The sequence below is a fragment of the Niveispirillum cyanobacteriorum genome (genome assembly GCF_002868735.1).
Taxonomy (GTDB): domain Bacteria; phylum Pseudomonadota; class Alphaproteobacteria; order Azospirillales; family Azospirillaceae; genus Niveispirillum; species Niveispirillum cyanobacteriorum.
The window spans coordinates 47,959-74,189 of sequence record NZ_CP025614.1; the positions used below are offsets into that span (position 1 = coordinate 47,959).

Consider the following 26,231-nt stretch of genomic DNA (forward strand, 5'->3'; position numbering starts at 1 on the left):
GGTATGTGAATTTCCCGACGGTAATAGCCGCTTCATGACTTCCAGAAAATTACATCTTTTGATCGTTAGCGTTCTATTTTATAGAAATAGCCCATGGCTATCCTTAATCTTCACCATCTGCGCCTGTTCCGGGCGGTGGCGCGCAACGGCACCCTGACGGGGGCGGCGCGGCAACTGAACCTGTCGCCATCGGCCCTGTCGACGCAGCTGCGCACCCTGGAGGAGCATCTGGGCCATGACCTGTTCGAACGGCAGGGCAGGGGCCTGATCCTGACGGAGGCGGGGCGCATTGCGCTGGACCATGCGGAAGCGATTTTCCGCACGGCAGAGGATTTGAGCGCCACCCTGCGCAATGCCGCCGGTGGCCGCCGGGCGCTGCGCATCGGCGCGCTGGCGACCTTGTCCCGCAACTTCCAGATCGGGTTTCTGCGCCCGTTGCTGGCCCGCCCGGATGTGGAGATTGTGCTGCGGTCGGGATCGCAGGGGGAGCTGCTGCGCGGGCTGGACGCGCTGGCCCTGGATGTGGTGTTGACCAATCTGGCCCCGCCGCGCGATGCGGCCAGCCCCTATCTGATTTACCCGCTGGATGAACAGCCGGTCAGCCTGATCGCCACACCGGCCCGGCTGGGTCCGGGGCGGGTGGCGCTGGCGGAGCTGTTGACCAGCCACCCGCTGATCCTGCCCACGCCGGAAACGGCGCTGCGGGCGGCCTTTGATGCGCTGGTGGCGCGGCTGGGCGTGACCGTGCGCATCGCGGCGGAGGTGGATGACATGGCCATGATCCGTCTGATGGTGCGCGAAGATGCCGGCATCGCCGTCATCCCTGCCATCGTCGTGCAGGATGAGCTGAGCACCGGCCTGTTGCGCGAGGCGACGACCCTTCCCGGTATGGCCGAAAGCTTCCTCGCCGTTACGCTCGACCGGCGCTTCCCCAACCCGCTGCTGCGGGACCTTCTGGCGCAGCGACGTTAATCTAGCGTCTGCCGATAGCGCTTCACAGCCAGCACAGATACCGCCAGCAGGAAGACCAGCATGGGCCACAGGTCGGGCCAGACCTGTGGAAAGCCGCTGGCCTTCAGCATAACACCGCGCACCACGCGCAGGAAATGCGTCAGGGGCAACCCCTCCCCGATCACCTGCGCCCAGGCGGGCATGCCCCGGAAGGGGAACATGAAGCCGGACATCAGGATCGACGGCAGGAAGAAAAAGAAACTCATCTGCATGGCCTGCAACTGATTACGGGCCAGCGTGGAGAACAGGAAGCCGACAGCCAGGTTGGCCGTGATGAAGATGATCATGCCGCAGATCAGGGCCAGCGGATTGCCCAGCATGGGCACCCCGAACAGCAGGCGTGCTGCCCCCATGATCACCATCACCTGCACAGCGCCCACCAGGATAAAGGGGGCCAGCTTGCCCAGCATCACCTCTGTCGGGCGCACGGGCATGGCCAGCAGGTTCTCCATGGTCCCGCGCTCCCGCTCCCGCGTCACGGCAAGGGCGGTCATGATGATCATGGTCATGGTCAGGATGGTGCCCATCAGGCCCGGCACGATATTATGCTGCGTCAGCCCCTCCGGGTTGTAGCGGCGATGCACGCGCAGCTCCACCGGCCCCGGCGTGGGGGCCAGGGTGGATAGCGGCCCCGTCAGGGTGCCGGCCGTGACGCTGTCCAGAATGCGTTGCAGGGCACCGACGGCGTTACCCGTGGCGGCGGGGTCGGTGGCGTCGGCCATGACCAGCAGGGCCGGGCGTTCGCCGCGCATCAGGTCGGTGCCGAAGCCGGTGGGGATTTCCACGGCGAACTGCACCTTGCCCTGATCCAGCAGCAGGTCCAGCTGTTCCGGGCTGTCGGCGGTCAGGGTCAGTTCGAAATAATTGCTGGTCTGCAAGGCGCTGATGATGGCCCGGCTGAATTCGCTGTTGTCATGGTTCAGCACGGCGGTGGGCAGATGTTTGGGGTCCGCATTGATGGCAAAACCAAACAGCATCAGCTGGATCAACGGGATGCCGACCATCATGGCGAAGGTCAGGCGGTCGCGCTTCATCTGGATAAACTCCTTGATGATGATCGCGACCAGCCGGGCGGGGGAGAAGCGGGGGGACAGGCTGTTCATGCCGCTTGCCCTCCCTTGGGGGCCTTGGCCTGGAAATTGTCCGGTACCGATCCCATCAGATGGATAAAGGCATCCTCCAGCGTGGGATCGCCGCGCCGCCAGTCCAGCCCCGCCTGATCCCGGAAGCGCGCGACGGTGGCGTTCAGGGTAGCGGCATCCGGCCCGCTGACATGCAGGGTATTGCCAAACGGGGCGATCATGCTGACGCCCTTCTGTCCGCGCAGCGCCCGGTCCAGGGCGGCGATATGGTCGGGCGGGCCGGAGACATGCCAGGTGGAGAGGCCGGAGCCGGCCACTACCTCCTCCACCGTTCCATCGGCCAGCAACCTTCCATAGGCAAGGTAAGCGATGCGGTGACAGCGCTCCGCCTCGTCCATGTAATGGGTGCTGACCAGGACGGTCATGCCGTCGGCGGCCAGGGCATGAATCTCGTCCCAGAATTCGCGCCGCGCCTTTGGGTCCACGCCCGCCGTCGGTTCATCCAGCAGCAGCAGCGACGGTTCATGCAGGATACAGGCGGCCAGCGCCAGACGCTGTTTCCAGCCGCCCGACAGGGTGCCCGCCAGTTGATCCTTGCGGTGCGACAGGCCCAACCGGTCCAGCGCCGCCGTCACCCGCCGGGGCCGGTCGGCCAAGGCATAGAGGCGGGCCACGAAATCCAGGTTCTCCTTGATGGTCAGGTCTTCATAGAGGCTGAATTTCTGGGTCATATAGCCGACCCGCTGCTTGATGGCCCAGGCATCGCGGCGGATATCAAAGCCCAGGCAGGTCCCCTCACCGGCATCGGGGACCAGCAGGCCGCACAGCATGCGGATGGTGGTGGTCTTGCCGCTGCCATTGGGCCCCAGGAAGCCGTGGATACGGCCCTTGCCCACGCGCAGGCAGACATTGTCCACCACGGTCCGGTCGCCAAACCGCTTGGTCAGGCCGTGAACATCGATGGCGATGGCGGGGTCTGCGCCTGTCATGGTGCCGGCTCCGCCGAAACCGGCTGTCCGGGGGACAGGGCGGCGGGGTCGGGGGTCAGGGCCGCTTCCACCCGATAGACCAGCTTGGCGCGGGTTTCGCGGCTGTAGATGACAGGCGGTGTATATTCGGCCTCTGCCGCGATGCGGGTGATGCGGGCGGACAGGCCGGGCTTGCAACCGTCGCAACTGACAGACAGCGTGCCGCCCGGTGTCAGGGCCGCCCGCCGCCCCTCAGGTACGAACAGCACCAGCTTCACATGGCCGGGCGGCAGCAGGCTGACCACCACGCCGCCGGCGGGCACCCATTCGCCGGGCCGGCGCACGATATCATCGATCAAAGCGTCGGTCGGGCTGTCGATATGGCGCTGCGACAGTCGCCATTCGGCCTGGGCCAGGGCTGCGCGGGTGGCGGCCACGGCTGCCTCTGCCGCCGCCACCTGATCAGGGCGGGCGGGCAGGCGGGCCGTGGCCAGGGCGGCGCTGGCTTGCTCCAGCCTTGCTGCGGCCTGGGTGGCGGTGGATTGCGCCTGCTCAAGCTTGGCGCGGGCAGCGACATTGTCGGCGGCCAGGGATTTCTGCCGCTCCAGATCCTGGCGGGCCAGCTTCAGGGCGGCGTCGGCCTGTCGGCGTTGCGCCTCCAGCCCCGCGATCTCTTCCGCCCGCGCCCCCTGGCGGCGGTCGGCCAGCGCCGCTTCGGCCTGGGCCAGCCCGGCCTTCGCCTCTGCCAGCGCTGCCTGCGCGGCGGTGTCTTCCAAGGTGAAAAGGGGCTGGCCTTTCTTGACCAATGTCCCCTCTGTCACAGGAACCGCGCTGATCCAGGCGGCTTCCGGTGCGGCGATGCGCAGATAGTCACCCTCGACATAGCCCTGGAATGCGCCCGTATCGCTGGACGGGCCGCAGGCGGCGAGGGGGAGCAGCAGGGCGAGGGGAAGCAGGCGGCGGATCATGAGGCACCTCCGGTGCGCGCACCCATGGCACCCCCGGTGCCGTTTGGGGCCTTTATAGAATTCAAGAACAGGTCGGCATGGGTGGATAGCAGCCGGTCGATGGGCATCGGCGTGTCTTCCACCGGCGCGAAGGTGGTCTGCCACAGGGCCGTCAGCACGATGGGACCCAGGAACAGGCGCGCCAGGATTTCCAGGTCGGGCAGGGGCCGGAACTCCCCCCTCTCAACCCCTTCGCGAAACAGGGAGGTCAGCAGCGCCTGACCCCGCCCGATGACCTCCCGCCGGTAAAAACGGGCCATGTCGGGGAAGTTCCCGGCCTCTGCCAGCACCAGTTTTGGGATGGCCACCAGTTTGGGATCGGCCAGCACCTGGCCCAGCATGGACAGGATGGCGCGCAACTTCGCCTCGGCACCCAGACCGGCCGTGGTGTTCGACAGCTCCACCGCCGCGATACGGGGCAGCAGCGTTTCACGCACCAGCGCCTCGAACACCGCCTCCTTGGAGGGGAAGTAGAGATAGAAGGTGCCCTTCGCGACGCCGGCCCGGCGGGCGATATCGTCCATGCGCGTGGCGGCGAAGCCCTTCTCCACGAAGCAATCCAGGGCGGCGGACAGCAGTTCGGCGGGTCGCGCCTGTTTGCGGCGGGTCCGGGGGCGGGGCAGATCGTTCATTCACCAACCTAATTACTGAACGGTCAGTCATTATTGACGCCAATCGGCGGCAGAGTCAAGGGCGCCCCCAATGCTATCGATATCGTGAAAAAATCGGGCTTGAATGTTTCGACTTTGGTCGTGTATGCCACGATTTGTTGCATCAACCATTTGCTATTAAATGTATTTTAGCATTTCCTTAACCTTCGCCCGGCAAATGGATGCCAAGCCAACTGATGGAGCCGCCCATGGAAAATACCATCGCTGAGCGAGAAGAACGTCTGGCCTTTGTGGGTATTGATGCCGGGGTGCGGGCTTCACTGGCCGCAGTGCGACCCCAAATCGCGGCGGTGCTGCCAGGGATCATCGACGCGTTCTATGCCGATCTCCGACGCTGGCCGGAGATGATGAAGATGTTCCGCAATGATGCAGCACTGCGCCATGCGCGCGACCGTCAGTTGGAACATTGGCTGAACCTGTTCACGGGCCGTTTCGACGAGGGCTATTTCAGCAGCGTGAAGGCCATCGGGCGCGTGCATTCCGTACTGGGGTTGGAGCCGCGCTGGTATATGGGCGCTTACGCCACGACCCTGTCGCGGCTGTATAAGGCGCTGGTGACGGGGTCCAGCAGCCGCTGGCAACCGGCCCAGGCTGAGGCGAAACTGGCAGAGACCATGCGCGCCATCAATCTGGCCGTGATGCTGGACATGGATATGGTCATCTCAGTCTATCTGGACGAGAACGCAGCCCGCCATGCCCGGCAGCTGGATGAAATCTCCGGCCGCCTGGATGCCCATGTCCGCCATATGGTGGATGGCGTGGCGCAGGCGGCGACGCAGTTGGATGGCAGCGCCCGGCAGATGCGGCAATCAGTGACGGAAACCACCGATCTGGCCCGTGCCGCGCAGACGGCTGCCGATCGCGCCACCGACAATGTCAGCACGGTCGCCTCGGCGTCGGAGGAACTGTCCGCCTCCATCGGGGAGATCGTGAACCAGGTGTCGCGGTCGACCAGCGTGGCGCGTGAGGCGGTGGTGGAGGCCGGCAATGCCGACGCCACCATCGGCGCTCTGGCCGAGGCGGCGGGACGCATCAATCAGGTCGTGGACCTGATCGCGGACATTGCCGAACAGACCAACCTTCTGGCCCTCAACGCCACCATTGAGGCAGCGCGGGCGGGCGAGGCGGGCAAGGGTTTCGCCGTGGTCGCGGGTGAGGTCAAGCAACTGGCCAGTCAGACGGCCCGCGCGACAGAGGATATTGCGCGGCAGGTCGCGGAGATGCAGGGCCGCATGGGCAAGGCGGTGGACGCCATCGCCGCCATCGACCGCACCATCCGCGAGATGGACCAGATTTCTGGCACCATCGCCGCTGCCATGGAACAGCAAGGGGCCGCCACCAAGGAAATCGCCCGCAATGTGCAGATGGCGGCCATGGCGACGGCTGAGGTGGGTGAGAATGTGTCCGGCGTGTCGGGTGCCGCCGATGCCGTTGGTACGGCTGCGGGCGAGGTGGGCCATGCCTCGGCCATCCTGTCGCAGGAGGCCGAGGGGCTGCGCCATGGGTTTGACAGTTTCATTGCGGAACTGCGTGGGGCAAAATAAGAATAAGCTGATGTTCTAACCCACTGTCGGAAACTGATAATTTCCCGCCGCCCGCGCGATGCCGCTTCTGGTTTCTCACGCTTGGCTGTATGATTGTGCCGGGAAGGGGTTGCCCGTCGTGGCAACAGGAGGGCGCGATGGATCGACAGGCCCGTACCGGCTATGGCGTGGCGGCGTTGCTGCTGCTGTCGGGTTGCGCCCTGTTGGCCGGCGGCATCTTCAAGGTTATTCCGCAGCCGGAACGACCCTTGCAGATCGGTACCAATCTCTGGCTGGGCTATGAGCCGTTCCATCTGGCCCGTGCCGCCGGGCACCTGCCGGAAGATGTGACGCTGGTGGAGGCGCGGTCGTCGCCGGCCCTGATGGAGGCCCTGTCGTCCGGCAGCCTGGATGGTGCGGCCCTGACCATGGATGAGGTGATGCGGCTGGAGGCGGCGGGACGGCCCATGGCGATCCTGGCCGTCCTGGACATCTCACGCGGGGCCGATGTCGTTCTGGCCCGGTCGGGTGACGTGGCGCAGGCGTCCCTTGCCGGAAAACGCATCGGGGTGGAAACCGAAGGGGTCGGTGCCTTTGTCCTGCACCGGTTCCTGGAACGCCGTGGCGTGTTGCCGGCACAGGTGCAGGTGGTGCAGGTGGCGGCGGGCGACCACGAAGAGGCGTTCGCCAAGCACAAGCTTGATTATCTGGTCAGCTATGAACCGCTGGTCGGTCGGCTGGAAGGGCGTGGGGCCGTTCGCGTCTTCGACAGCGCCGCCATCGCGGGTGAAGTGGTGGATGTGCTGGCCCTGCGCCGGGACCGGTTGGCGGGGCGTGACGAAGCGCTGCGACGGCTCTTGTCTGCCTGGTACCGCGGTGTCGGTATGTTGACGGGTGGGCAACCGGAATGGCTGGACCGGGTCGCACAGCGGCAGGGCATGACGCGCGAACAGCTGGCCCGTGTGCTGTCGGGCCTGGATTTCCCCGACAGCACCGGCAGCCAGGCCCTGCTGGCACCGGGTACGCGGGCGCTGGAGCCGGTGCGCCGCTGGCTGATGGCGGCGGGGCAGACGCAAGGACCGGTCGATCCCCTTCTCGACCCGACATATCTGCCGCGATAGGGGGACGCCATGATGCAGCCCACCCTTCTGCGCCTCATGCTGTTCCCGCCGCTGCTGGGCGTGGTCCTGATCGGGTTGGCGGTCTGGCTTCTGGCCTATCCCGCTATGATCCATGATGTGGTGGAACGCGAAAGGCAGGCCTTTGCCCAGACAGGGGCCGCCATGGCGTCGGAAATATCGCACCATGTCGAAGGACCGGACGGGATGGATGTCGATGCCATCGACAGGGCCGCCCTGCGCACCCGTGCCGACCATGTCTTTCTGATCGGCAAGGATGACCGGCTGAGTTTCGCCAACAACATCCTGTTCCAGGATACCAGCCTTTCAACCCTGGATCTGGTGCCGACCCCGTTGCGCAAGGCGGTTGCCGAACGCGCCTGCGGGCGCGGGCTGGTGCTGGGCGATGGGGAGAAATGGGTGGCGGGCTGCTGGCCCGTGACGGACGGGGTCCGTCTGTCCGGCGCGTCCAGCCCGCTGGCCGGGTATCTGGTCCTGGTGCGGCGTATCGACTGGGTCATGGCGCAGGCCCGCGCCGACCTGTTGAACCAGAGCCTGATCCTGGGCGGCGTGCTGCTGGTGCTGGTCGGGCTGCTGCTGTTCCTGTCGGTGCGGCTCATCATTGTGCCGGTTGCCAGCATGGCGACCCGCCTGTCGCGCGTCGGGGGCGGGGATGAACCGCTGCGCCTGCCCTCCCGCACCGGCATCCGGGAATTGCGCGATTTCACGCTGGTGCTGAACCACGCCCTGTCGGCCCTGCGTCGGCGGGAGCGGGAATTGCAGTCGATCCTGGATACAGCCGTGGACGGGATCATTACCATCGATGCCAATGGCACCATCCTGCAGGCCAACCGCGCCGTGGGGCAGCTGTTCGGCCATCCTGTGGAAATGCTGATCGGTCGCAACATCACCATGCTGATGACGGACCATGACAGCGGCAGCCACGACCAATATGTCCGCTCCTACATGGATACCGGTCAGGCCCGGGTCATCGGCAAGGGACGGGAAGTGGTGGCGAAGCGGGCCGATGGCTCCACCTTTCTGGCCTGGCTGTCGGTGGGGCGGTTGGAACTGAGCAGCGGTCTGCATTTCACCGCCGTGATGCGCGATGTGACGGCGGAGCGCGAGGCGGAGATCGCCATGCACCGGCTGGCGCATCGCGATCTTGACCTTGATCTGCTGAACCGCCGGTCCTGGACAGCGGAACTGCCGGGCCTGCTGGAACAGGGGGCGGATGGGGAAGGGTTCTGGGTGTTGCTGGCCCATGTCCGCAATCTGGATGATCTGGTGGTAACCTTCGGCCCGCAGGTGGAAACGCCTGTCATGGGCGCCATCAACCGCCGCATCCAGGAATTGCTGAACCATTGCGAGCTGTCGGCCCGCCTGACGCGGACACAGTTGGCCTATGCTGTCGCGACACCGGGCGGGGAGGCCGATCCTTATCTGACCGCGACCCTGTCGGTGGCCTTCCGTGACGGGGTCGATCTGGGCGGGCTGTCCATGCTGCCTGATGTGCATTTCGTCGTCCTGCCCCGCGCCCAGGCCTATGAAAGCCGGGAGGCGCTGCTGCTGGCCCAGGATGCCGGTGCCAGTTGGGCCACGCAGACGGCGGATCAGCGGGCCAGCCCCGTCGTCACCTATGATGATCAGGTGGCGGGTGCCATCCGGGAACGCACGGCAGTGGCCGCCGAACTGCCCGCCGCCATCGCCACCGGCCTGCTGTACCCCGTCTTCCAGCCGCAGGTTCGGTTGCGCGACGGCAGCGTGCGGGGGGTGGAGACGCTGGTGCGCTGGCGGCGTGCGGACAGCAGGCCGGGGCCTGGGCCAGCCTTGTTCATTCCGGTGGCGGAACGGATTGGGCTGGTGGGGGATATCGACCGGCTGGTGGCCAAGCGCACTTTGGAGCATCTGTCATCCGGCGGGCTGGGCCTGCCGCGTGATGCCGTCATCTCCATCAATGCCTCGGTCAAGGAACTGGCCGATCCCATCTGGCTGGATGGGCTGATGGATATCGTGCATCAGGCTGGCGTTCCCACGGGCCGGCTGGAGATCGAGGTGACGGAAACGGCGGTGATGGAGAATCTGGACCGGACGGCCGGCGTCCTGGCCCGGCTGCGCGCGGCGGGGGTAAAGGTGGCGATCGATGATTTCGGTGCCGGCTATGCCTCGCTTTCCTACCTGAAGCATCTGCCCGCCGACCTGATCAAGATCGATCAGGGCTTCATCCGCGATCTGGCCGACAGCCGCCGGTCGCGCCACATTGTCGGCTCCGTCATCACCCTGGCCCATGATCTGGGCATGGAGGTGGTGGCGGAAGGGGTGGAGAATGAGGAGACCGCCGCCATCCTGACGGAACTTGGCTGCGATATCGGCCAGGGCTGGCATTTCGGTCGCCCGATGGAGGCCGAAGCACTGGCGGCGTTTGTGGCGGGGCGGACGTGATCCGGTTCTATTCCACCGGGATCGTGCTTTCCCGCTTTACCAGCTTATAGGCCAGCAGCTTCTGTTCCGGCCCGTCGCTGCTGCGGCCGGGTTGCCATTTGTTGCGCATGGCGTTGGCCAGGGCGGCCACGGCGGCCTTGCCCATGGCGGCGATGGGCTGACGGATGGTGGTCAGCGGCGGCCAGACGGTGGTGGCGATCAGCGTATCGTCGAAACCGGCCACCGACAGGTCGCCCGGCACATCCAGATGCAGCCGGTGCGCGACAGAGATCGTGGCGGCGGCCATATCGTCATTAGCGGCGAAGATGGCGGTGGGACGCGGGTTGCTATCCAGCAGTTTTTCCGCCGCCTCCAGACCTGACGCGTAATCATACTGGCCCTGTTCGACCAGGATGTCGGCGGGTTTCAGCCCGGCCTCGGTACAGGCATCCATGAAACCATGGTAGCGCATGTCCGACGCCGACTGGTTCTTGTTGCCCTTGATATAGCCCAGGCGGCGATGGCCCAGGCCAATCAGATGCTCCGTCATCTGCTTGGATGCGGCGTAATTATCGATGCGGATGGTGGGCAGGTGCGGGTTGGGCCGACCCGTCGCCACGGCCACGGCCAGCACATTGGCCTCTTCCAGCATGGTCAGGATGGGCTTGGACTCGCACAAGGGCGGCGGCAGGATGAAGGCATTGACGCCGCCGGCCAGCAGCTTGGTCACCGAGGCGGTGGCCTTGGCCGTGCCGGCGCATTTCTCCACCACCAGCTGGTGGCCCTCACGGCTGCTTTCATCCAGCGCGCCGACCAGGAATTCCGACAGATAGGCGCTGGACGGGTTGGAATAAAGCAGGCCGATGCGCAACACCTCTGAGCCGGCCAGACGGCGGGCGGCGGGGTTGGGCGTGTAGTTCAGTTCCTTGATCGCCGCTTCGACCAGGGCGCGGGTATTCTCGTTGACCTTGTCATCCTTGTTGATGACGCGCGACACCGTCATGGATGAAACACCGGCACGGGCCGCCACCTCACGGATGGTCACCGCCTGGGTACCGCGCCGCCGTTGTCTTTCCATGTTACCCCCTGGACCTTGAACCGCCCCTTTATCGGCCCGCCGGGCAGGCGGTGCAACCAATTCGTGGGGCGGACAGGGTTGATATCCCGTCCGCCCCACGCCGGCGCATCAACCTTCCATCTTCTCCAGCTCCCGACCCTTCGTCTCATGCACCATGGCGCGGACGAAGAAGAAGGAGATGAGCGCGAAGAAGGCGTAGAAGCCGTAGGCACCCGTCAGGCCGATGCTGGTCAGCATGATGGGGAAGGTCATGGTGATGCCGAAATTGGCCGTCCACTGGGCAAAGCCCGACACGGCCAGACCAGAGCCACGGATCTGGTTGGGGAACATCTCCCCCAGCATGACCCACATGACGGGGCCCCAGGAGAAGTTGAACAAAACCGCATAGGCATTGGCGCTGATCAGAGCGATCAGGCCGACATTGTCGGACAGGTGCAGCTTGCCATCGACGATGGAACCCGACGCGAAGCAGGCGACCATGATGCCCAGGGTGATGGCCATGCCCGCCGACCCGATGGCCAGCAGCGGCTTGCGCCCCAGCTTGTCCACCAGCGCCATGGAGGCAAGGCAGCCCAGGATGGACAAGGCACCCGACAGGATGTTGATGCGCAGGGCGTCGGCCTCAGAGAAGCCCACAGCCTGCCACAGGACGGCACCGTAATAGAACACGACATTGATGCCGACCAGCTGCTGGAACACGGCCAGACCGATGCCGACCCAGACGATGGGGCGGACCTTGCCCGACGCCTTGTCGATCAGGTCGGACAGCTTGGGCTTGTGATGGTCCTGGGCCAGGCTTTCGCGGATTTCGATGACCTTGGCGGCACCGGCGGCGGGGCCGAACAGGCGGGTCAGCACGGCCCTGGCCTCATCCTCGCGGCCCTTCACCACCAGATAGCGCGGGCTTTCCGGGATGATCAGCAGGGCCAGGAAGAACAGGCTGGCCGGGATGATCTGTGCCCAGAACATCCAGCGCCAAGCCTCATAACCCAGCCAGAACGGCTCCGTCGAGCCGCCGGCATAATGGGCGATCAGGTAATTGCCCAGAAAGGCCCCGGTCAGACCGGAGATGATCATGATCTGCTGCACCGAGGACAGGCGGCCCCGGATGGAGGCCGGGGTCACTTCGGAAATATAGGCCGGCGAAAGGACGGAGGCCGCACCCACCGCCAGACCGCCGATCAGGCGGGCCAGGACGAAGACGGTAGAACTGTGGGCGGCACCGGTACCGATGGCGGACAGGATGAACAGCAGGGCCGCGATCATCATCATATTGCGGCGGCCCATGATGTCGGCCAGCCGCGCGGCGCTGAACGCACCGGCGGCACAGCCCAGCAGGATCGACGCGACATTGAAGCCGGTATCGATACTGTCGGAATTGAAGGCCTTCTTCAGACCTTCCACGGTGCCGTTGATGACGCCACTGTCATAGCCGAACATGAAGCCGCCGATGGTCGCCACCGCCACAATGGCGGCGACATATCCCATGTTGACCTGTTCCTCCTGGGAACCGCTCATCACTGTCTCCTTGTTGTTGTTCGGCCCCGGCGAACCGGGACCTTCCCCCCGAAACGCACTAATCTCAGTGATTGTGGCGCGGCGTTTCATCCGCCACGCCACGGTACTTCAGGGCCATTTCCAGGCAGCCGCCGCTGTCCAGCTGGCCCACATGATCGCGGTAAAGCTCCTGCCACGGCGTCTTGGAGGCCGGGATGGGCGGGGCGGGGTCTTCGGCCCGTCGGCGCGCCAGCTCGGCCTCAGCCACCACCATGTCGCAGGTGCCCTTGTTGATATCGAGCCGGATGATGTCGCCCGTGCGCAGCAGCGCCAGACCACCGCCCGCCGCCGATTCCGGGCTGGCATTCAGGATGGACGGGCTGTCGGACGTGCCCGACTGCCGCCCGTCGCCAATGGTGGGCAGGCTTTTGATGCCGCGCTTCAGCAGGGCATCGGGTGGCTGCATGTTCACCACTTCTGCCGAGCCAGGGAAGCCCAGGGGGCCGGCCCCGCGCACCACCAGGATGCAGTTCTCGTCGATCGCCAGCGACGGATCATTGATGCGCTCGTGATAATCGTCCGGCCCGTCAAAGACGATCGCGCGGCCCTCATACACGCCCTCATGACCGGGCCGCGACAGATAGCGCTGACGGAAATCGTCAGAGATCACCGACGTCTTCATGATGGCGAAGTCGAACAGATTGCCCTTCAGCACCAGGAAGCCGGCGCGGGTCATAAGCGGCTTGTCATACGGGAAGATGACTTCCCGGTCGTTCGTTTCCCGGCCTTGGATATTCTCTGCAATGGGTTTGCCAGTGACGGTCAGGCAGGTAGTGTCGATCTTGCCCGCCCCCGCCAGTTCGCACAGAACCGCCGGCACGCCGCCGGCGCGGTGGAAGCGTTCGCCCAGGTACTTGCCGGCGGGCTGTAGGTTCACCAGCAGCGGCACGTCATAGCCATAAGTGCGCCAGTCATCATGCGTGATTTCGATCCCGGCATGGCGGGCCATGGCCACGATATGCGGCTGGGCATTGGTCGATCCGCCGATGGCGGCATTGGCGACGATGGCGTTGATGAAGGACTGGCGCGTCAGGATCTTGGACGGGCGCAGGTCCTCATAGGCCATCTCCACGATGCGCACACCGGTCTCATACGCCATCTGGCCGCGTTCGCGGTAAGGGGCGGGGATGGCGGCACAGCCGGGCAGGGACAGGCCCAGCACCTCGGCAATGGCGTTCATCGTGCTGGCCGTGCCCATGGTGTTGCAATGCCCGGCGGAGGGGGCCGACGCGGCGGCCAGTTCCAGGAACTCCTCTTCCGTGATCTCACCGGCGGCAAGACGGCGGCGACCGCGCCAGATGACGGTGCCAGACCCGACCAGATCGCCCTCGAACCAGCCATCCAGCATCGGCCCGCCCGACAGCACAATGGCCGGGATGTCGACCGTACTGGCCGCCATCACGCCCGACGGCGTGGTCTTGTCACAGCCGGTGGTCAGGACAACCGCATCAATAGGGTAGCCGTGCAGCACCTCCACAAGGCCCAGATAGGCGAGGTTGCGGTCCAGCGCCGCCGTGGGCCGGCGGCAATTCTCAAAGATCGGGTGGACCGGGAATTCGAACGGAATGCCGCCCGCATCGCGGATGCCGTCGCGCGTGCGTTTGGCCAGTTCCACATGGATGCGGTTACAGGGGCTAAGGTCCGACCCCGTCTGTGCGATGCCGATGATGGGCTTGCCCGATCGCAATTCCTTGGGCGTCAGGCCGTAATTCATGAAGCGTTCGAGATACAGCGCTGTCATGTCGGCACGGCCCGGCGCGTCGAACCATTCGCGGGACCGGAAACGGCGGGGGGCGTTGTTATCGCTGCTCATGCGCGGACCTTTGCGGGCGGAAGTCCCGCCACAGGGCTTTGGAAGGTGAAAAGACCGCCGGCCAGCGGCTGTTCCGCCAGTTGCTGCGCCGACAGGCCCTTGTTGGCGGTGGTGGCATAGACTGTCTTCAGGTCCGGGCCGCCAAAGGCCAGCTTGGTGATGCTGGAAACGGGGAAACGCACAAATCCCAGCAGCGTGCCATCCGGCGCGTAGCGGCGGATGCCCCAGCCGAAGAACAGCCCGGTCCAGACACAGCCCTCGGCATCCACGGCCATGCCGTCGGGATAGCCTTCATCCTTGCCGATCTTCGCGAACACGCGGCGGTTGGCGATAGAGCCGTCCGCCTGGATGTCGGCGGCGTACAGCGTCTGACCCAGGGTGTCGGTATGGTACAGGATCTTGCCATCCGGGCTGGTCGCCGGGCCGTTGGTGATGCAGATACCGTCCAGCACCCGCACCGGGTCGCCGCCGGTCCAGTGGTAGAAGGCGCCGCTGTCGGCCTTCTCCCCATCATCCATGCTGCCGAACCAGACACGGCCCGTGGCATCGGTGAAACCGTCATTCAGGCGGTTGCCCACACGGTCGGCCTCGACACTGGTCAGCCTGGTGAAGCTGCCCGTTTCCGGGGCGAAATGGTACAGCCCGAACGGCATCCCCACCACCAGCCCGCCCGAGGCACGGGGCAGGACAAAGCCCGGCTGGTCCGGCGTGTTCCAGGTGTCGCGCGCACCTGTGGCCGGGTTGAAGCCGTGGATATGCTTCTTCTTGATATCCACAAACCACAGCACGGATGCCGCCGCATCCCAGCACGCCCCTTCCAGAAGCGTGCCGCCCAGTTCCCAAAGGCATTCCGGCTTGATGAATGAGAGATCGGTCATCGCCACCCCGCATCGACGAAGTAATTATGCGCGGTACAGAGCCGCGCGTCGTCGGACGCCAGGAATAGCACCATTGCCGCGATGTCGCGCGGTTCAACACGCTGCTTCAGGCATTGCAGGCCCAGCATGCGGGCCTCTTCCTCTGGATTGTGCCAGAGGCGCATCTGGCGCGGGGTCTTCACGCCACCCGGCACGACGCAGGTGACGCGGATATTATCCTCGCCCAGATCGCGGGCCAGCGCGCGGGTCATGCCCTCAATCGCGGCCTTGGCTGTCTGGTACAGGGTGATTTCCGGCAAGGCCAGATGCCAGGAGATGGAGCCAAGATTGATGATGGCACCGCCGCCATTGGCCTTCATCGATGGGGCCACGGCCTGGGCCGCGAAGAACAGGTGACGCAGGTTCACCGCCATGCGGTTATCCCAGTATTCCGGCGTCACCTCTTCCACCTTGTGGCGGTCGTCATTGGCGGCATTGTTGACCAGGATATCGATACCACCCTCGACCGCGACAATGCCGTCGATGGTGGATTTAACGGCGTCAAGGTCGGTCAGGTCACAGCGCTGGAAACGCGGCGGCACCTCGGCACCAGCCAAGCTGGCCACCAACTCCTCGCTGTCCTGCACCGCCACGTCGACGAAATGAACGCGCGCCCCCTGTCGGACGAACGCCTCCACCATTCCGGCACCGATGCCGGAACCGCCGCCGGTGATCAGCACCCGCTTTCCGCGCAGGCTAGGGTAAATCGCATGGGTCATGATGGGTAATCCGGGGTGGGGCGTTGCATTGACAGATCGGGGAAGGGCATCGGTGATCAGGCGCGCAGCAGGCCGCGACGGGCCAGATTGCGCATCAGATCGCCGATGCCGAAGGTCCATTCCGGTGCCTCGTGGCAACCGACGACCTTGTTGGACAGACTGCCAAGACGGGGGCTGGCGATCGTGACAATGTCGCCTTTCTTGTGGGTGAAGCCCTTGCCGGGCGCGTCGCGGTCATCGATGGGCGCGAACAGCGTGCCCATGAACAGCACGAAACCGTCCGGGTACTGGTGGTTCTTTGAGATGGTCTGGCTGACCAGATCCAGCGGGTCGCGGCTGATGAAGGCCATGTTGGATTTGCCGTTCAGGACAAACCCATCCTCGCCCGTCACGCTCACCGTCACCTCGGCGTTGCGGACATCATCGATGGTGAAGGTCGCATCGAACAGGCGGATGAAGGGGCCGAGCGCGCAGGACGCGTTATTGTCCTTGGCCTTGGATAGAAGCAGGGCCGACCGCCCCTCGAAATCCCGCAGGTTGACGTCATTGCCGAGCGTCGCGCCATGCACCCGGCCTTTGCCGTCAACAGCCAGCGCCAGCTCCGGCTCCGGATTGTTCCAGTCGCTGTCCGACCGCACGCCGATATAGGCACCCCAGCCGACCGATGACAGGGTCGGGCCCTTGGTGAAAATCTCTGCATCCGGGCCGATGGCGACCTCCAGATACTGCGACCACAGGCCATCGGCGATCAGCGCCTGCTTCAGCGAGGCGGCCTCCGCCGATCCCGGCTTGACGGCGCGCAGGTCCGTGCCGATGCGGGCCGACAGGTCAGCCCGGATGGCGTTGGCCTTGGCGTAGTCGCCCCGCGCCCGCTCCTCGATCACGCGCTCCAGCGCCGATACAGCGAAGGTGACGCCGGCGGCCTTGATGCAGTGCAGGTCGATGGGGGGCAGCAGGGTCGGGGCACCGGGCAAAGGTTCCCCCCACTGCAACGCCACCTTCAGGGCCGACACATCGCCCAGATCGGTGCCGCCATCGGGCAGGGCACCGTCGGGCAGACCGTTCAACAGGTCGGAAACCGTCGGGGCCTGCGCCGAAAGATCGTGCAGCCGTCCGCCCTTGATCAGCACCGGGGTCGGCCCCTGTCCGAAATCCATCCGCCCCAGCAATTGCGCATCGCGCCAATCGGCAGGCAGAAAATCGGTCAGCGAGGCGGGAACAGGGCTGGCGGACATTGTCAAAAAACTCCCTGGATGGGGCAACAAGTTTAGCGGCTGCATAAGGGAATTGATAGCGGTAACAGGTCGGCGCTGCGAAGTTACGTGAAATAGAGGGGGAGGTAACGGTTCCTCCCCCATTACACGCAGCGTCGTTCTTGCTTAAACCACTTTCAATTGGACCGACTTCAACTCGACAGAGTCGAATCCGGCACTGATGGTAAAGGTGCCCGGTTCCACCACCCGCTTCATGTCGATATTCCAGATCGACAGGTCTTCGGGCGTCAGGGTGAAGCGGACGGTCGTGCTGGCACCCGCCGCCAAGGTCACACGCTGGAACCGCTTCAGCTCCTTGACGGGCCTGGTGACCGACGCTTCGTCGTCGCGCAGATAAATCTGCACCACCTGATCGGCGGTGACGGAGCCGGTATTGCGGATGGTGACGGAGATATCGACGCTGTCGGCCACACCGATCTGGCCGCGCGACAGGGTCGGCGCGTCCATCGTGAAGGTCGAATAGGTGAGGCCAAACCCGAACGGGAACAAAGGCGTCACATCATCGAACAGGTAGCCGCGCCGCGCCGACGGCTTGGCATTGTAATAGACGGGCAACTGGCCCACAGAACGCGGGATGGTGATGGGCAGTTTACCGCCCGGCGAGACCTTGCCGAACATCACGTCCGCCACGCCATTGCCCGTCTCCTGCCCCAGATACCAGCCTTCGATCAGGGCATCGGCCTTTTCCACCAGCCGATTGACAGCCAGCGGGCGGCCATTCAGCAGCAGCACGATGACCTTCTTGCCCGTCTTGAACATGGCCTCGGCCAGATCGGACTGTCGGCCATACAGGTCGAGCGAGGCGCGGTCGCCCAGATGGGTCTTGGCCCAGGCTTCACGGCTCAACTGCTCATTCTCGCCCAGCACCAACAGGATGGTGTCGGCCTTGGCGGCCTTGGTCACGGCCTCCGCGATCAGGGCGTCGTTCTCGGCGTCGGGGATTGGTTCGACCTTGTCCTCCTCCCAGACACGTTGCCGGGTCAGGCGCACACCCTCGGCATAGTCAACCTTCAGGTTCTTGCCGGCGGCGGCGGTCAGACCCTCGACCACCGACACGACCTTGCGCGGCACTTCGGAATAGCCGCCGATGGGCGTGTCCTTGGCATGGGTGCCGACCACCAGCAGGGTGCCCGTGGCGGCCGGGTTCAGCGGCAGGGCTTTGTTGGCGTTCTTCAGCAGCACCATCGACCGGGCGGCGGCTTCGCGCGCCAGGGCGATGGCGTCCGGCGTGGCCGTCAGCTTATCCGCCACCTTGGCATCGACATAGGGGTTCTCGAACAGGCCCGCCTCGAACTTCATGCGCAGGATGCGGCGCACGGCGTCGTTGATCTTGGCCTCCGACGCCTTGCCCTCACGCACCAGACCGGGCAGCAGCGGATAGGCTTCCCCATCCGGCAGTTCGACATCCACCCCGGCTTCCAGTGCGCGGACGGCACCATCAGCCAGACCGGACGTCATCTGGTGGACGGTATTCATCTCGCGGATCGCGAAATAATCGCTGACCAGCGCGCCCTGATAGCCCCATTCCTTGCGCAGGACCGTATCCAGCAGCCATTTATTGCCATGGCTGGGCACGCCATCCACCTCGTTATAGGAGGGCATGATGGCGCGGATGGGCAGGTTCTTAACCGCGCGTTCGAACGGCACCAGGAAGTTTTCGCGCAAGGTGCGCTCAGAGATGGGCGCGGGGCCGACATTGGTGCCGCTTTCCGGCTGACCATGGCCCGTCATGTGCTTCAGCGTGACCAGGACCTTGTCCTTGGCCAGCGGCAGGGTCTTGCCCTGGAAACCCTTCATCGCGGCCAGACCCATTTCGGAGACCAGCCACGGGTCTTCGCCATAGGTTTCCTCCGTCCGGCCCCAGCGGGGGTCGCGGACGATATCGACCACGGGGGCCAGCGCCAGATGCACGCCGCGCAGGCGCATTTCGCGCGCGGCCACGCTGAAGATACGCTCCACCATGGCCGTATCCCAGGAGCTGGCCAGCGCCATGGACTGCGGGAAACTGGTGGCACCGCGCGCCACGAAGCCATGCAGCGCTTCTTCGTGGAAGATCAGCGGGATGCCAAGCCGTGTCTGCTCAACCGCCCATTTCTGGGCATCGTTGACGTAAGTTGCGGCCTCCAGCCCCTCACGGTTGATGATATTGGCCTTGGCACCGGCGGCGATGGGCGCGCCATCCTTGTCCACCGCACCGACACGGTCGCCGGGGCGGGAGATCTGGCCCAGCCCGTGGGGGAAGGCCTTGGCGGCGCGCCTGGCGTCAAAACCGCCCTTCTCATTATTGACCAGCTTCTTGTCCTGCCAGATGCCGATCATCTGGGCCACCTTCTCTTCCAGCGTCATGCGCGAAAGAAGGTCTTCGATCCGCTGATCGATGGGCAGGGCAGGATTGCGATAGGGTTCCTTGCCAGCGGCAAAGGCAATGGTGGCGGGGACGGCCGCGGCGGAGGTAAGCGCCAGCAGGCTGGCGCCGAACAGTCGGCGTGACAGCTTCGGTGTCGTCACTGAATTTTCCTCCCGGTAACTTTGCTCTAACGTCGCCCTCTGTTGGGGCGATGGTAGCGCTATCATTGGGTACATTGATGTGGTTGTCAATGCGGGTGTTAGCGATCACTTCACCTGCGCTTCGAACGGTCCCGGCGGCTGCCGGGCGCTGTCCTGGAGGTTGCAGATGGGGCTGTCGGCCCAGCAATAGCGCACGCGTACCGCCGGTCCGCCACCCACGGGCAGGGTGACGGTATCGCCCTTCAACTCAGCATCGACGAAGCGGCAGGTGCCCGGCCCTTCTCCACACAGCTCAAACCCCAGAGGCCGGTGATAGGACAGGGCCTTCAGCCCGCCATCAATGTCGGTGAAGCGGATGGAGACGGTATCGCCGTTGCGGGTGACGCTGGCCGGGATGGGGCCGGAAGGCGCGATATTCTCCCCCAGCACCACCTTGCGCGCGGCGCGGACCAGACGCTTGGCTACGATCTGCTTGTTGGCGGGGTGGATGTCGTACCAGTCGCCCACGCCCAGGGCTACGGCCAGCCCCGCCTTGGGATCGGCGGCCACTGCCGCGCGCTGGCTTTCGCGCAAGGATGCCAGACCGCTGTCCATGGGCTTGTCCTGCGGATAGCCCCATTCCGGCAACTGCACGATCAGGAAGGGCAGGTCAGGGCCGAACTGCCGCCGCCATCCGGCCATCAGTCCGGTCAGCAACGACTTGTATTGCAGGGGTCGCCCGGTATTGCTTTCGCCCTGATACCAGAGGGCGGCGCGCACGCCATAGGGGCCGATGGGGGCCAGCATGGCGTTATGAATGGTGGACAGGCCATTGACCGTGCCCCAGGGTGCCTGTGGCACGACCGAGGTGTCCACGGGCGTCGGTTTGAACTGCCAGGGCGTGGGCAGGGTCAGTTTAGTGCCACCCGTCAGCTCGATGGCCTGTGCCTCCGCCGTGCCATACAGCCCGCCATCGCCATATGCATCCAGGATTGCCACGGTGATGGTGTTGGCCCCTTCCTTCAGGGTGCCAGGGGGCAGGACGTAGCGGCGCGGGTCGCCGGGGCCATATTGGCTGCCCACGGCGGTGCCGTTCACCCAGGTCACATCCAGATCATCGGCGGGACCCAGATGCAGGGCCACACCCTGCCGGGCCTGTTCCGCCGTCAGGTTGATGCTGGCCCGCATCCAGACAATGTTGTTATAGGCGGCCATGTCCGGCATCCCCCAGGTTTCCCAGGGGCGGAAGGTGGCGGGGGCGTCGCGCCAGCCATCACCGGCACCGAACGGTTCGCGCCAGATTTCGGGCTGCCCGGACTTCTTCCACCAGCTTTGCCACCCCTCCACAAAGGCGCGCACGCCATCGGCGGGGTTGACATCATACTTGGCCAGAAAGGACAGGGCGTCCTTGTAATCAGGCTGCTTGCGCAGCTCCTCCACCGGCATCCAGCTTTCGATGGTGGACCCGCCCCAGGCGGTATTGATCAGGCCGACGGGCACGTCCTCCAGCTTGCGCATCTCTCGTCCGAAGAAATAGCAGACGGCGGACATATCACCGACATTCTGTGGCGAGATGACCTGCCAGTTCACAGGCTTGCCGAAAGTCTGCTTCACGGATGTCGCGGTGTCGCGCTCCACATTCAGGTAGCGCATCTGCGGCTGGTTGGCGCGCGTACCCGTTTCCACCCAGGCATCGAGCGACCGGCGGACCTGCATCTCCATGTTGGACTGGCCCGAACAGAGATAGACATCGCCGATCAGCACATCCTTGGCCGATTGTTCGGCGCTGCCGCTTTTGGCCGTCAGGGTGAAGGGGCCACCGGCTTTCAGCGCCGGCAGCGTCGCCTGCCAGCGCCCATCCTTGCCGGCCTTGGCACTGGTTTTCGCATCACCCAGGGTGATGGTCACACTCTCCCCCGGCTTAGCATCGCCCCAGACCTGGATGGGGCGATCCCGCTGCAGCACGCCATGATCCTGGAACATCGGGTGCAGCAGGGGGGCGTCGGCGGCCAGGACGGGCAGGGGAGAGAGGGCCAGAAGGGCGACCCCCAGCAGAAGGGAATTCTTCGTCATTTGCCATCTCCCGGCGCGAAGGGGAAGGACAGGGACTGGTAATAAGCGAGGGGCTGCGGCGGCGGATTTTCGCCCGGCGGCAGGGGCAGACCATGGAAGGATTGCCAATAGGCGACGCTGGCGTCGCGCCACCACTGGGCCTCCTTCTGCTGGATCGACAGGAAGGTGGCGGTCTGCTGCCAGCGGGCGTCATCCACCTTGCCCTTCAACCCGTCCCAGGTGCGGCGCATGCCGGCCACCGTCTCGATACCCTGGCCATAGCGGTGCAGCAGTTCGGCCCAGAGCGTGCGGCCCGTACCCAGCTTCTCCTGCCAACCGACATGGTGGAACCAGAGCAGGAATTCCGGCGGCGTGGTCTTCACCTTGTCGAACCGGTCGGCCCAGTATTTGGCATACTGGTCCACGGCCCCCGTGCCCCGGCGCGTGCGGTCAAAGCCGATACCGTCTTTGGTGGCACGGTGGTAATAGACGGATGTCCAATCGGCGCGCGGGCCGCCCGCGACCCAGGGGGCGGGGCCGTAATGATGGCCGCGTCCCATCAGGTGATGCAGGCCGATGGGCGTCATGTAATCCACCACGGCCTGATGCGAAGGCATCATCATGGAGAGGATCGGATCCACCACCGCCGGGTCGGGGCCGAAGGTGGCGGCGGCCCATTCGCGCGCGATGGCGTCGGACGTCAGGTCATGGTTCCAGGCCAGACGGCCATAGGCGTACCAGTTGGCCTGATCGAAGGTGGAACCGGACCAGTTGCGGTCGCTGCCGATATTGGCGACGCCGGCCATGGCGGACAGCTTGTGCCCGTCCAGGCTGTCATCCACGACCTTGGCGACTGTCGATCCCTTTTTCGGACGGAACGTGTCGGCGTCCAGCACCTCTTTCCACATCGGCGCGAGATAGGCGAGGTGCGTGGCAAAGCCCAGATATTCCTTGGTGATCTGGAATTCCATCATCAGCGGCGTCTTCGGCATCGCGCCGAACAGCGGGTGAAAGGGCTCGCGTGGCTGGAAATCGATGGCGCCGTTCTTCACCTGCACCAGGACATTGTCGCGGAACTTGCCGTCCAGCGGCACGAACTCCGTGTAGGCCTGCTTGGCGCGGTCGTCGGGCGTCTCGTGGCTATAGACGAAGGCCCGCCACATGACGATGCCGCCATGGGGGCTGACCGCATCGGCCAGCATATTGGCCCCATCGGCATGGGTGCGGCCATAATCCTGGGGACCGGGCTGGCCCTCCGAATTGGCCTTCACCAGGAAGCCGCCGAAATCGGGGATGATGGAATAAATCTCATCCGCCTTGGCCTTCCACCAGGCCGCCACGGCGGGGTCCAGCGGGTCGGCATGGGGCAGGCCCCCGATCTCCTTGGGTGCGGAGAAGCGGGCGGTCAGATAGACCTTGATGCCATAGGGCCGGAATACCGCCGCCAGTGCCGCCACCTTCTCCAGATAGGGGTGCGTCAGGATGGTGGCGTTGGCATTCACATTGTTCAGCACGGTGCCGTTGATGCCGATGGAGGCATTGGCGCGGGCGTAGTCAGTATAGCGCGGGTCAGTCCAGTCCGGCAGCTTGTGCCAGTCCCAGATCGACTGGCCCGCGTAGCCGCGTTCGACATAGCGGTCCAGATTGTCCCAATGGTTCAGGATGCGGCGGTCGATCTTCGGCACCTCGCGCACATTCAGCGCCGTCAGCGGTGCCGTTTCCTGGGCCAGCCGCAGCAGGTGGAAGACGCCATAAAGCAGGCCGGTCTGCGACCCGCCCGCCACGACGGTGCGGTCGCCCACAGTACGGATGAGATAGCCGTCGCGGCCCAGACCGCCCAGGTCCAGCCCCAGCGCCTTGATGGCAGGATCATTAGCCGTGCCCAGCAACACCTTGCCGCCCGTGGCGATCGGTACCGGTTTGCCCAGCAGGCCCGACAGGCCGCGCGACAGTTCCGCCACAGCGGTGCCGTCGGCCTCCGCCGCCTCGATGCTGCCCAGGCGTGTTTCCGTCTGAGACAGAGCGGCACCGGTCAGTGGCCGGAACCGCAGCCACAGATCATAGCCGTCTTCCGCGTGGGCGGACCCCAGCAGGCCGGCGGCCAGCAGCAGCCCCGCCAGCAGGCGTGCAATCACTCGCATTCTTCCTCCCTGCCGCCGGCCCTTCACGACCGGTCATGTACTTGGCCCCGTTTCGGGGTTGGGTGGGGGATGATCAGCGCCCCGCCATTGGCGAAACTATGGTAGCGCTATCAAATTTCCGCAAGAGGGTCCGTGACCCTTACTGGTATGGTAGTATGGATGTCGGGAAACGGCAACGGGCTTGTCGGTCGCAGATCGCGATATTCGCCGGGCACTGCTTTCCAAGACGCTTGGCGTGGGGGCGGCCTGGCGGCGCAGCGGCAGATTCATTTTACCGCTAACATTCACGCTTGACCCTGTCTGGTATGGTAGTATACATGAATGGTAACGGCAACGGTGTTGTTATGATTGCCGCCGAAAGCCCGACCGGAAACCGGTATGGGCCTCGGGAATGAATGTCAGGGAGTGAAACGGGTGGAACGGGACCAGGAAAGGCCCGGCCTGCGGCCGATCGACATGGACAGCAATGAGCCGGTGGCGCGCCGCGTCTTCCGGGAGTTGCGCCGTGCCATTGTCCGCATGGTGTTCCTGCCGGGACAGGCCCTGTCGGAACAGGAGATTGCCGACCAGCTGGGCGTGAGCCGTCAGCCGGTGCGGGAGGCCTTCATCAAGCTGGCGGATGCCGGCCTGCTGCAGATCAAGCCGCAGCGCGGGTCCTTCATCGTGAAGATCTCCGTCAAACAGGTCTTTGATGCCCGTTTCGTGCGTGAAGCGGTGGAAGTGGCGGTCGCGGCCCGTGCGGCGGCGGAAGCCAGCCCCCGCCATATTGAGGAATTCCGCGCCAACCTGAAGCAGCAATCAATCGCCATCGAAGAACGCGACAATGGCCGCTTCATGGAACTGGACGAGGCTTTGCACCGATCCATCGCCATGTCGGTCGGTTGTGATTATGCGTGGCGCGTGGTGGAGGAAACCAAGGCACAGATGGACCGCGTGCGGTATCTGTCCATGCCTGACGCGACACCACTGCCGCGCCTGATTGCGCAGCATACATCCATCGTGGATGCTATTGCCGCCCATGACGCCGATGCGGCGCAGGCGGCCATGCGTCTGCACCTGCGGGAAATCCTGGCCTCTTTGCCCGAGCTGGAGAAGCGGTTCCCCGCCTTGTTCAACCATGACATTCCGGACGCGCCATAGGGCGTTTCGTCCGCCGGAGCCGCTGATGCGCATTACCAACGCCTATTGCATCGTCACCTCGCCGGGACGCAACTTCGTGACGTTGAAGATCGTCACGGATGAGGGCGTATACGGCATTGGCGACGCGACCCTGAACGGGCGCGAACTGGCGGTGGAATCCTATCTGACCGATCATGTCATCCCCTGCCTGATCGGCCGCGACCCGCATCAGATCGAGGATATCTGGCAATATCTCTACAAGGGTGCCTATTGGCGGCGCGGGCCGGTCACCATGTCGGCCATTGCGGCGGTCGATACCGCGCTGTGGGACATCAAGGCCAAGGCGGCCAATATGCCGCTGTACCAGCTTCTCGGCGGGAAAAGCCGCGACGGCGTCATGGTCTACAGCCATGCCAATGGCCGCGACATCGAAGAGGCGATGGACCGCGTCGCCCAGTATCAGGAGAAGGGCTTCAAGGCTATCCGCGTGCAGGCCGGTGTGCCGGGCCTGGACAAGGTCTATGGCGTGCCCAAGGGCGGAAGCTACGAACCCGCCATCCGTGCCACAACACCGGATGAAAGTCTTTGGGCCACCGAACCCTATCTGGATTTCGCGCCCAAGCTGTTCGAGGCGGCGCGCGATCGGTTCGGTTGGGACCTGCATCTGCTGCATGATGTGCATCACCGCCTGACACCGATTGAGGCGGCAAGGCTGGGCAAGGCGCTGGAGCCCTATCGCCTGTTCTGGATGGAGGACCCGACGCCGGCGGAAAACCAGGAGGCCTTTAAGCTGATCCGTCAGCATACGGTGACACCGGTGGCCACGGGGGAGGTGTTCAACTCCATCCATGATTGCCGTGAACTGATCCAGAATCAGCTGATCGACTATATCCGCGCCACCATCGTGCATGCCGGCGGCATCACGCATCTGCGCCGCATCGCGGCCCTGGCGGAACTGTATCAGGTGCGCACCGGCTTCCATGGCGCCACCGATCTGTCGCCCGTCTGCATGGGGGCCGCCCTGCATTTCGACAGCTGGGTCCCGAATTTCGGCATCCAGGAATACATGATCCACGCGCCGGAAACCGACGCGGTCTTCCCCCATGCCTACAGCTTCAAGGATGGCTACATGCATCCCGGCGAAGCCCCCGGCCATGGGGTGGATATCGATGAGGAACTGGCGAAGAAGTACCCCTACACGCAAGCCTACCTGCCGGTCGCAAGGCTGCGGGATGGCAGCATGTGGGATTGGTGAGTTAGGACCGCCCCGTCC

Annotated in this window: 19 protein-coding genes; 6 read left to right on the forward strand and 13 right to left on the reverse strand. The window is 64.8% G+C overall.

All coding sequences use genetic code 11. The features are described 5' to 3' along the window. Positions 1 to 93 precede the first annotated feature (93 nt). Positions 94 to 972, forward strand: a complete 879-nt coding sequence (locus C0V82_RS25305) for a LysR family transcriptional regulator (protein ID WP_102115237.1) — start codon at positions 94 to 96, stop codon at positions 970 to 972. On the opposite strand, the gene C0V82_RS25310 is transcribed toward C0V82_RS25305, so the two are convergent. The 4 genes from C0V82_RS25310 to C0V82_RS25325 are packed head-to-tail and all read right to left on the reverse strand — an operon-like array spanning position 969 to position 4,700. Next, entirely contained in the window at positions 969 to 2,114 is a 1,146-nt protein-coding gene (locus C0V82_RS25310; protein WP_102115238.1) for an ABC transporter permease, read from the reverse strand. The two genes, C0V82_RS25305 and C0V82_RS25310, sit on opposite strands and share 4 nt — an antisense overlap. Further along, positions 2,111 to 3,082 carry an ABC transporter ATP-binding protein gene (locus C0V82_RS25315; RefSeq protein ID WP_102115239.1) on the reverse strand — a complete coding sequence of 324 codons (972 nt, stop codon included), beginning with the start codon at positions 3,080 to 3,082 and terminating at the stop codon, positions 2,111 to 2,113. The genes C0V82_RS25310 and C0V82_RS25315 overlap by 4 nt, the downstream gene beginning before the upstream one ends. Next, a complete protein-coding gene (locus tag C0V82_RS25320; protein WP_102115240.1) occupies positions 3,079 to 4,029 on the reverse strand; it encodes an HlyD family secretion protein in 951 nt (316 codons plus the stop codon). The genes C0V82_RS25315 and C0V82_RS25320 overlap by 4 nt, the downstream gene beginning before the upstream one ends. Further along, the gene (locus C0V82_RS25325; protein WP_102115241.1) at positions 4,026 to 4,700 is read right to left on the reverse strand and encodes a TetR/AcrR family transcriptional regulator; all 675 of its coding nucleotides are present in this window, start codon (positions 4,698 to 4,700) and stop codon (positions 4,026 to 4,028) included. Before C0V82_RS25325 ends, C0V82_RS25320 begins: the two co-directional genes overlap by 4 nt. Positions 4,701 to 4,927: 227 nt before the next feature. Between C0V82_RS25325 and C0V82_RS25330 the strand changes: the two genes are divergently transcribed. From C0V82_RS25330 to C0V82_RS25340, 3 genes are all read left to right on the forward strand, one after another. After that, on the forward strand, positions 4,928 to 6,283 hold the full coding sequence (locus C0V82_RS25330; protein WP_158660216.1) for a globin-coupled sensor protein: 1,356 nt from the start codon (positions 4,928 to 4,930) through the stop codon (positions 6,281 to 6,283). A gap of 137 nt (positions 6,284 to 6,420) precedes the next feature. Continuing rightward, positions 6,421 to 7,383 carry an ABC transporter substrate-binding protein gene (locus C0V82_RS25335; protein WP_158660217.1) on the forward strand — a complete coding sequence of 321 codons (963 nt, stop codon included), beginning with the start codon at positions 6,421 to 6,423 and terminating at the stop codon, positions 7,381 to 7,383. Positions 7,384 to 7,392: 9 nt separating this feature from the next. After that, positions 7,393 to 9,822 carry a putative bifunctional diguanylate cyclase/phosphodiesterase gene (locus tag C0V82_RS25340; RefSeq protein WP_102115244.1) on the forward strand — a complete coding sequence of 810 codons (2,430 nt, stop codon included), beginning with the start codon at positions 7,393 to 7,395 and terminating at the stop codon, positions 9,820 to 9,822. Positions 9,823 to 9,829: 7 nt separating this feature from the next. Here C0V82_RS25340 and C0V82_RS25345 read toward each other — a convergent pair whose 3' ends face one another. From C0V82_RS25345 to C0V82_RS25385, 9 genes are all read right to left on the reverse strand, one after another. Next, entirely contained in the window at positions 9,830 to 10,879 is a 1,050-nt protein-coding gene (locus tag C0V82_RS25345) for a LacI family DNA-binding transcriptional regulator (protein ID WP_102115245.1), read from the reverse strand. A gap of 108 nt (positions 10,880 to 10,987) precedes the next feature. Continuing rightward, positions 10,988 to 12,397, reverse strand: coding sequence for a sugar porter family MFS transporter (locus C0V82_RS25350; RefSeq protein ID WP_102115246.1), 1,410 nt, complete (start codon positions 12,395 to 12,397; stop codon positions 10,988 to 10,990). 64 nt (positions 12,398 to 12,461) lie between these two features. Continuing rightward, positions 12,462 to 14,249, reverse strand: coding sequence for an IlvD/Edd family dehydratase (locus C0V82_RS25355; RefSeq protein ID WP_102115247.1), 1,788 nt, complete (start codon positions 14,247 to 14,249; stop codon positions 12,462 to 12,464). Further along, positions 14,246 to 15,127 (reverse strand): SMP-30/gluconolactonase/LRE family protein, encoded by an 882-nt coding sequence (locus C0V82_RS25360; protein WP_102115248.1) that lies wholly within the window; start codon positions 15,125 to 15,127, stop codon positions 14,246 to 14,248. The genes C0V82_RS25355 and C0V82_RS25360 overlap by 4 nt, the downstream gene beginning before the upstream one ends. Beyond that, positions 15,124 to 15,885 carry a D-xylose 1-dehydrogenase gene (gene xylB / locus C0V82_RS25365; protein ID WP_102115249.1) on the reverse strand — a complete coding sequence of 254 codons (762 nt, stop codon included), beginning with the start codon at positions 15,883 to 15,885 and terminating at the stop codon, positions 15,124 to 15,126. The genes C0V82_RS25360 and xylB overlap by 4 nt, the downstream gene beginning before the upstream one ends. A 56-nt stretch (positions 15,886 to 15,941) precedes the next feature. Further along, a complete protein-coding gene (locus C0V82_RS25370; RefSeq protein WP_102115250.1) occupies positions 15,942 to 17,120 on the reverse strand; it encodes a fumarylacetoacetate hydrolase family protein in 1,179 nt (392 codons plus the stop codon). Between the two features lie 144 nt (positions 17,121 to 17,264). Then, entirely contained in the window at positions 17,265 to 19,733 is a 2,469-nt protein-coding gene (locus C0V82_RS25375; protein WP_102115251.1) for a glycoside hydrolase family 3 N-terminal domain-containing protein, read from the reverse strand. A 39-nt stretch (positions 19,734 to 19,772) separates the two neighbouring features. Further along, positions 19,773 to 21,719: a sialate O-acetylesterase gene (locus tag C0V82_RS25380; protein ID WP_102115252.1), complete on the reverse strand. Its 1,947-nt coding sequence runs from the start codon at positions 21,717 to 21,719 to the stop codon at positions 19,773 to 19,775. After that, complete coding sequence (locus C0V82_RS25385) at positions 21,716 to 23,839, reverse strand: alpha-glucuronidase family glycosyl hydrolase (protein WP_102115253.1); 2,124 nt, start codon at positions 23,837 to 23,839, stop codon at positions 21,716 to 21,718. Before C0V82_RS25385 ends, C0V82_RS25380 begins: the two co-directional genes overlap by 4 nt. A gap of 414 nt (positions 23,840 to 24,253) precedes the next feature. Here C0V82_RS25385 and C0V82_RS25390 point away from each other — a divergent pair, with 414 nt between their 5' ends. Together C0V82_RS25390 and manD are read left to right on the forward strand one after the other, a co-directional pair. Then, on the forward strand, positions 24,254 to 24,979 hold the full coding sequence (locus C0V82_RS25390; protein ID WP_245924335.1) for a GntR family transcriptional regulator: 726 nt from the start codon (positions 24,254 to 24,256) through the stop codon (positions 24,977 to 24,979). 25 nt (positions 24,980 to 25,004) lie between these two features. Then, positions 25,005 to 26,213 carry a D-mannonate dehydratase ManD gene (gene manD / locus C0V82_RS25395; protein WP_102115255.1) on the forward strand — a complete coding sequence of 403 codons (1,209 nt, stop codon included), beginning with the start codon at positions 25,005 to 25,007 and terminating at the stop codon, positions 26,211 to 26,213. Positions 26,214 to 26,231: the final 18 nt, after the last annotated feature.

What these genes read in the sequence shown, in the direction of transcription:
- C0V82_RS25350 (WP_102115246.1), bottom strand. Translation starts at nt 12,397, where the DNA reads ATGAGCGGTTCCCAGGAGGAACAGGTCAACATGGGATATGTCGCCGCC.
- C0V82_RS25330 (WP_158660216.1), top strand. Translation starts at nt 4,928, where the DNA reads ATGGAAAATACCATCGCTGAGCGAGAAGAACGTCTGGCCTTTGTGGGT.
- C0V82_RS25345 (WP_102115245.1), bottom strand. Translation starts at nt 10,879, where the DNA reads ATGGAAAGACAACGGCGGCGCGGTACCCAGGCGGTGACCATCCGTGAG.
- manD (WP_102115255.1), top strand. Translation starts at nt 25,005, where the DNA reads ATGCGCATTACCAACGCCTATTGCATCGTCACCTCGCCGGGACGCAAC.
- C0V82_RS25335 (WP_158660217.1), top strand. Translation starts at nt 6,421, where the DNA reads ATGGATCGACAGGCCCGTACCGGCTATGGCGTGGCGGCGTTGCTGCTG.
- C0V82_RS25375 (WP_102115251.1), bottom strand. Translation starts at nt 19,733, where the DNA reads ATGATAGCGCTACCATCGCCCCAACAGAGGGCGACGTTAGAGCAAAGT.
- C0V82_RS25315 (WP_102115239.1), bottom strand. Translation starts at nt 3,082, where the DNA reads ATGACAGGCGCAGACCCCGCCATCGCCATCGATGTTCACGGCCTGACC.
- C0V82_RS25355 (WP_102115247.1), bottom strand. Translation starts at nt 14,249, where the DNA reads ATGAGCAGCGATAACAACGCCCCCCGCCGTTTCCGGTCCCGCGAATGG.
- C0V82_RS25385 (WP_102115253.1), bottom strand. Translation starts at nt 23,839, where the DNA reads ATGCGAGTGATTGCACGCCTGCTGGCGGGGCTGCTGCTGGCCGCCGGC.
- C0V82_RS25320 (WP_102115240.1), bottom strand. Translation starts at nt 4,029, where the DNA reads ATGATCCGCCGCCTGCTTCCCCTCGCCCTGCTGCTCCCCCTCGCCGCC.
- C0V82_RS25325 (WP_102115241.1), bottom strand. Translation starts at nt 4,700, where the DNA reads ATGAACGATCTGCCCCGCCCCCGGACCCGCCGCAAACAGGCGCGACCC.
- C0V82_RS25380 (WP_102115252.1), bottom strand. Translation starts at nt 21,719, where the DNA reads ATGACGAAGAATTCCCTTCTGCTGGGGGTCGCCCTTCTGGCCCTCTCT.
- C0V82_RS25360 (WP_102115248.1), bottom strand. Translation starts at nt 15,127, where the DNA reads ATGACCGATCTCTCATTCATCAAGCCGGAATGCCTTTGGGAACTGGGC.
- C0V82_RS25340 (WP_102115244.1), top strand. Translation starts at nt 7,393, where the DNA reads ATGATGCAGCCCACCCTTCTGCGCCTCATGCTGTTCCCGCCGCTGCTG.
- C0V82_RS25370 (WP_102115250.1), bottom strand. Translation starts at nt 17,120, where the DNA reads ATGTCCGCCAGCCCTGTTCCCGCCTCGCTGACCGATTTTCTGCCTGCC.
- xylB (WP_102115249.1), bottom strand. Translation starts at nt 15,885, where the DNA reads ATGACCCATGCGATTTACCCTAGCCTGCGCGGAAAGCGGGTGCTGATC.
- C0V82_RS25305 (WP_102115237.1), top strand. Translation starts at nt 94, where the DNA reads ATGGCTATCCTTAATCTTCACCATCTGCGCCTGTTCCGGGCGGTGGCG.
- C0V82_RS25310 (WP_102115238.1), bottom strand. Translation starts at nt 2,114, where the DNA reads ATGAACAGCCTGTCCCCCCGCTTCTCCCCCGCCCGGCTGGTCGCGATC.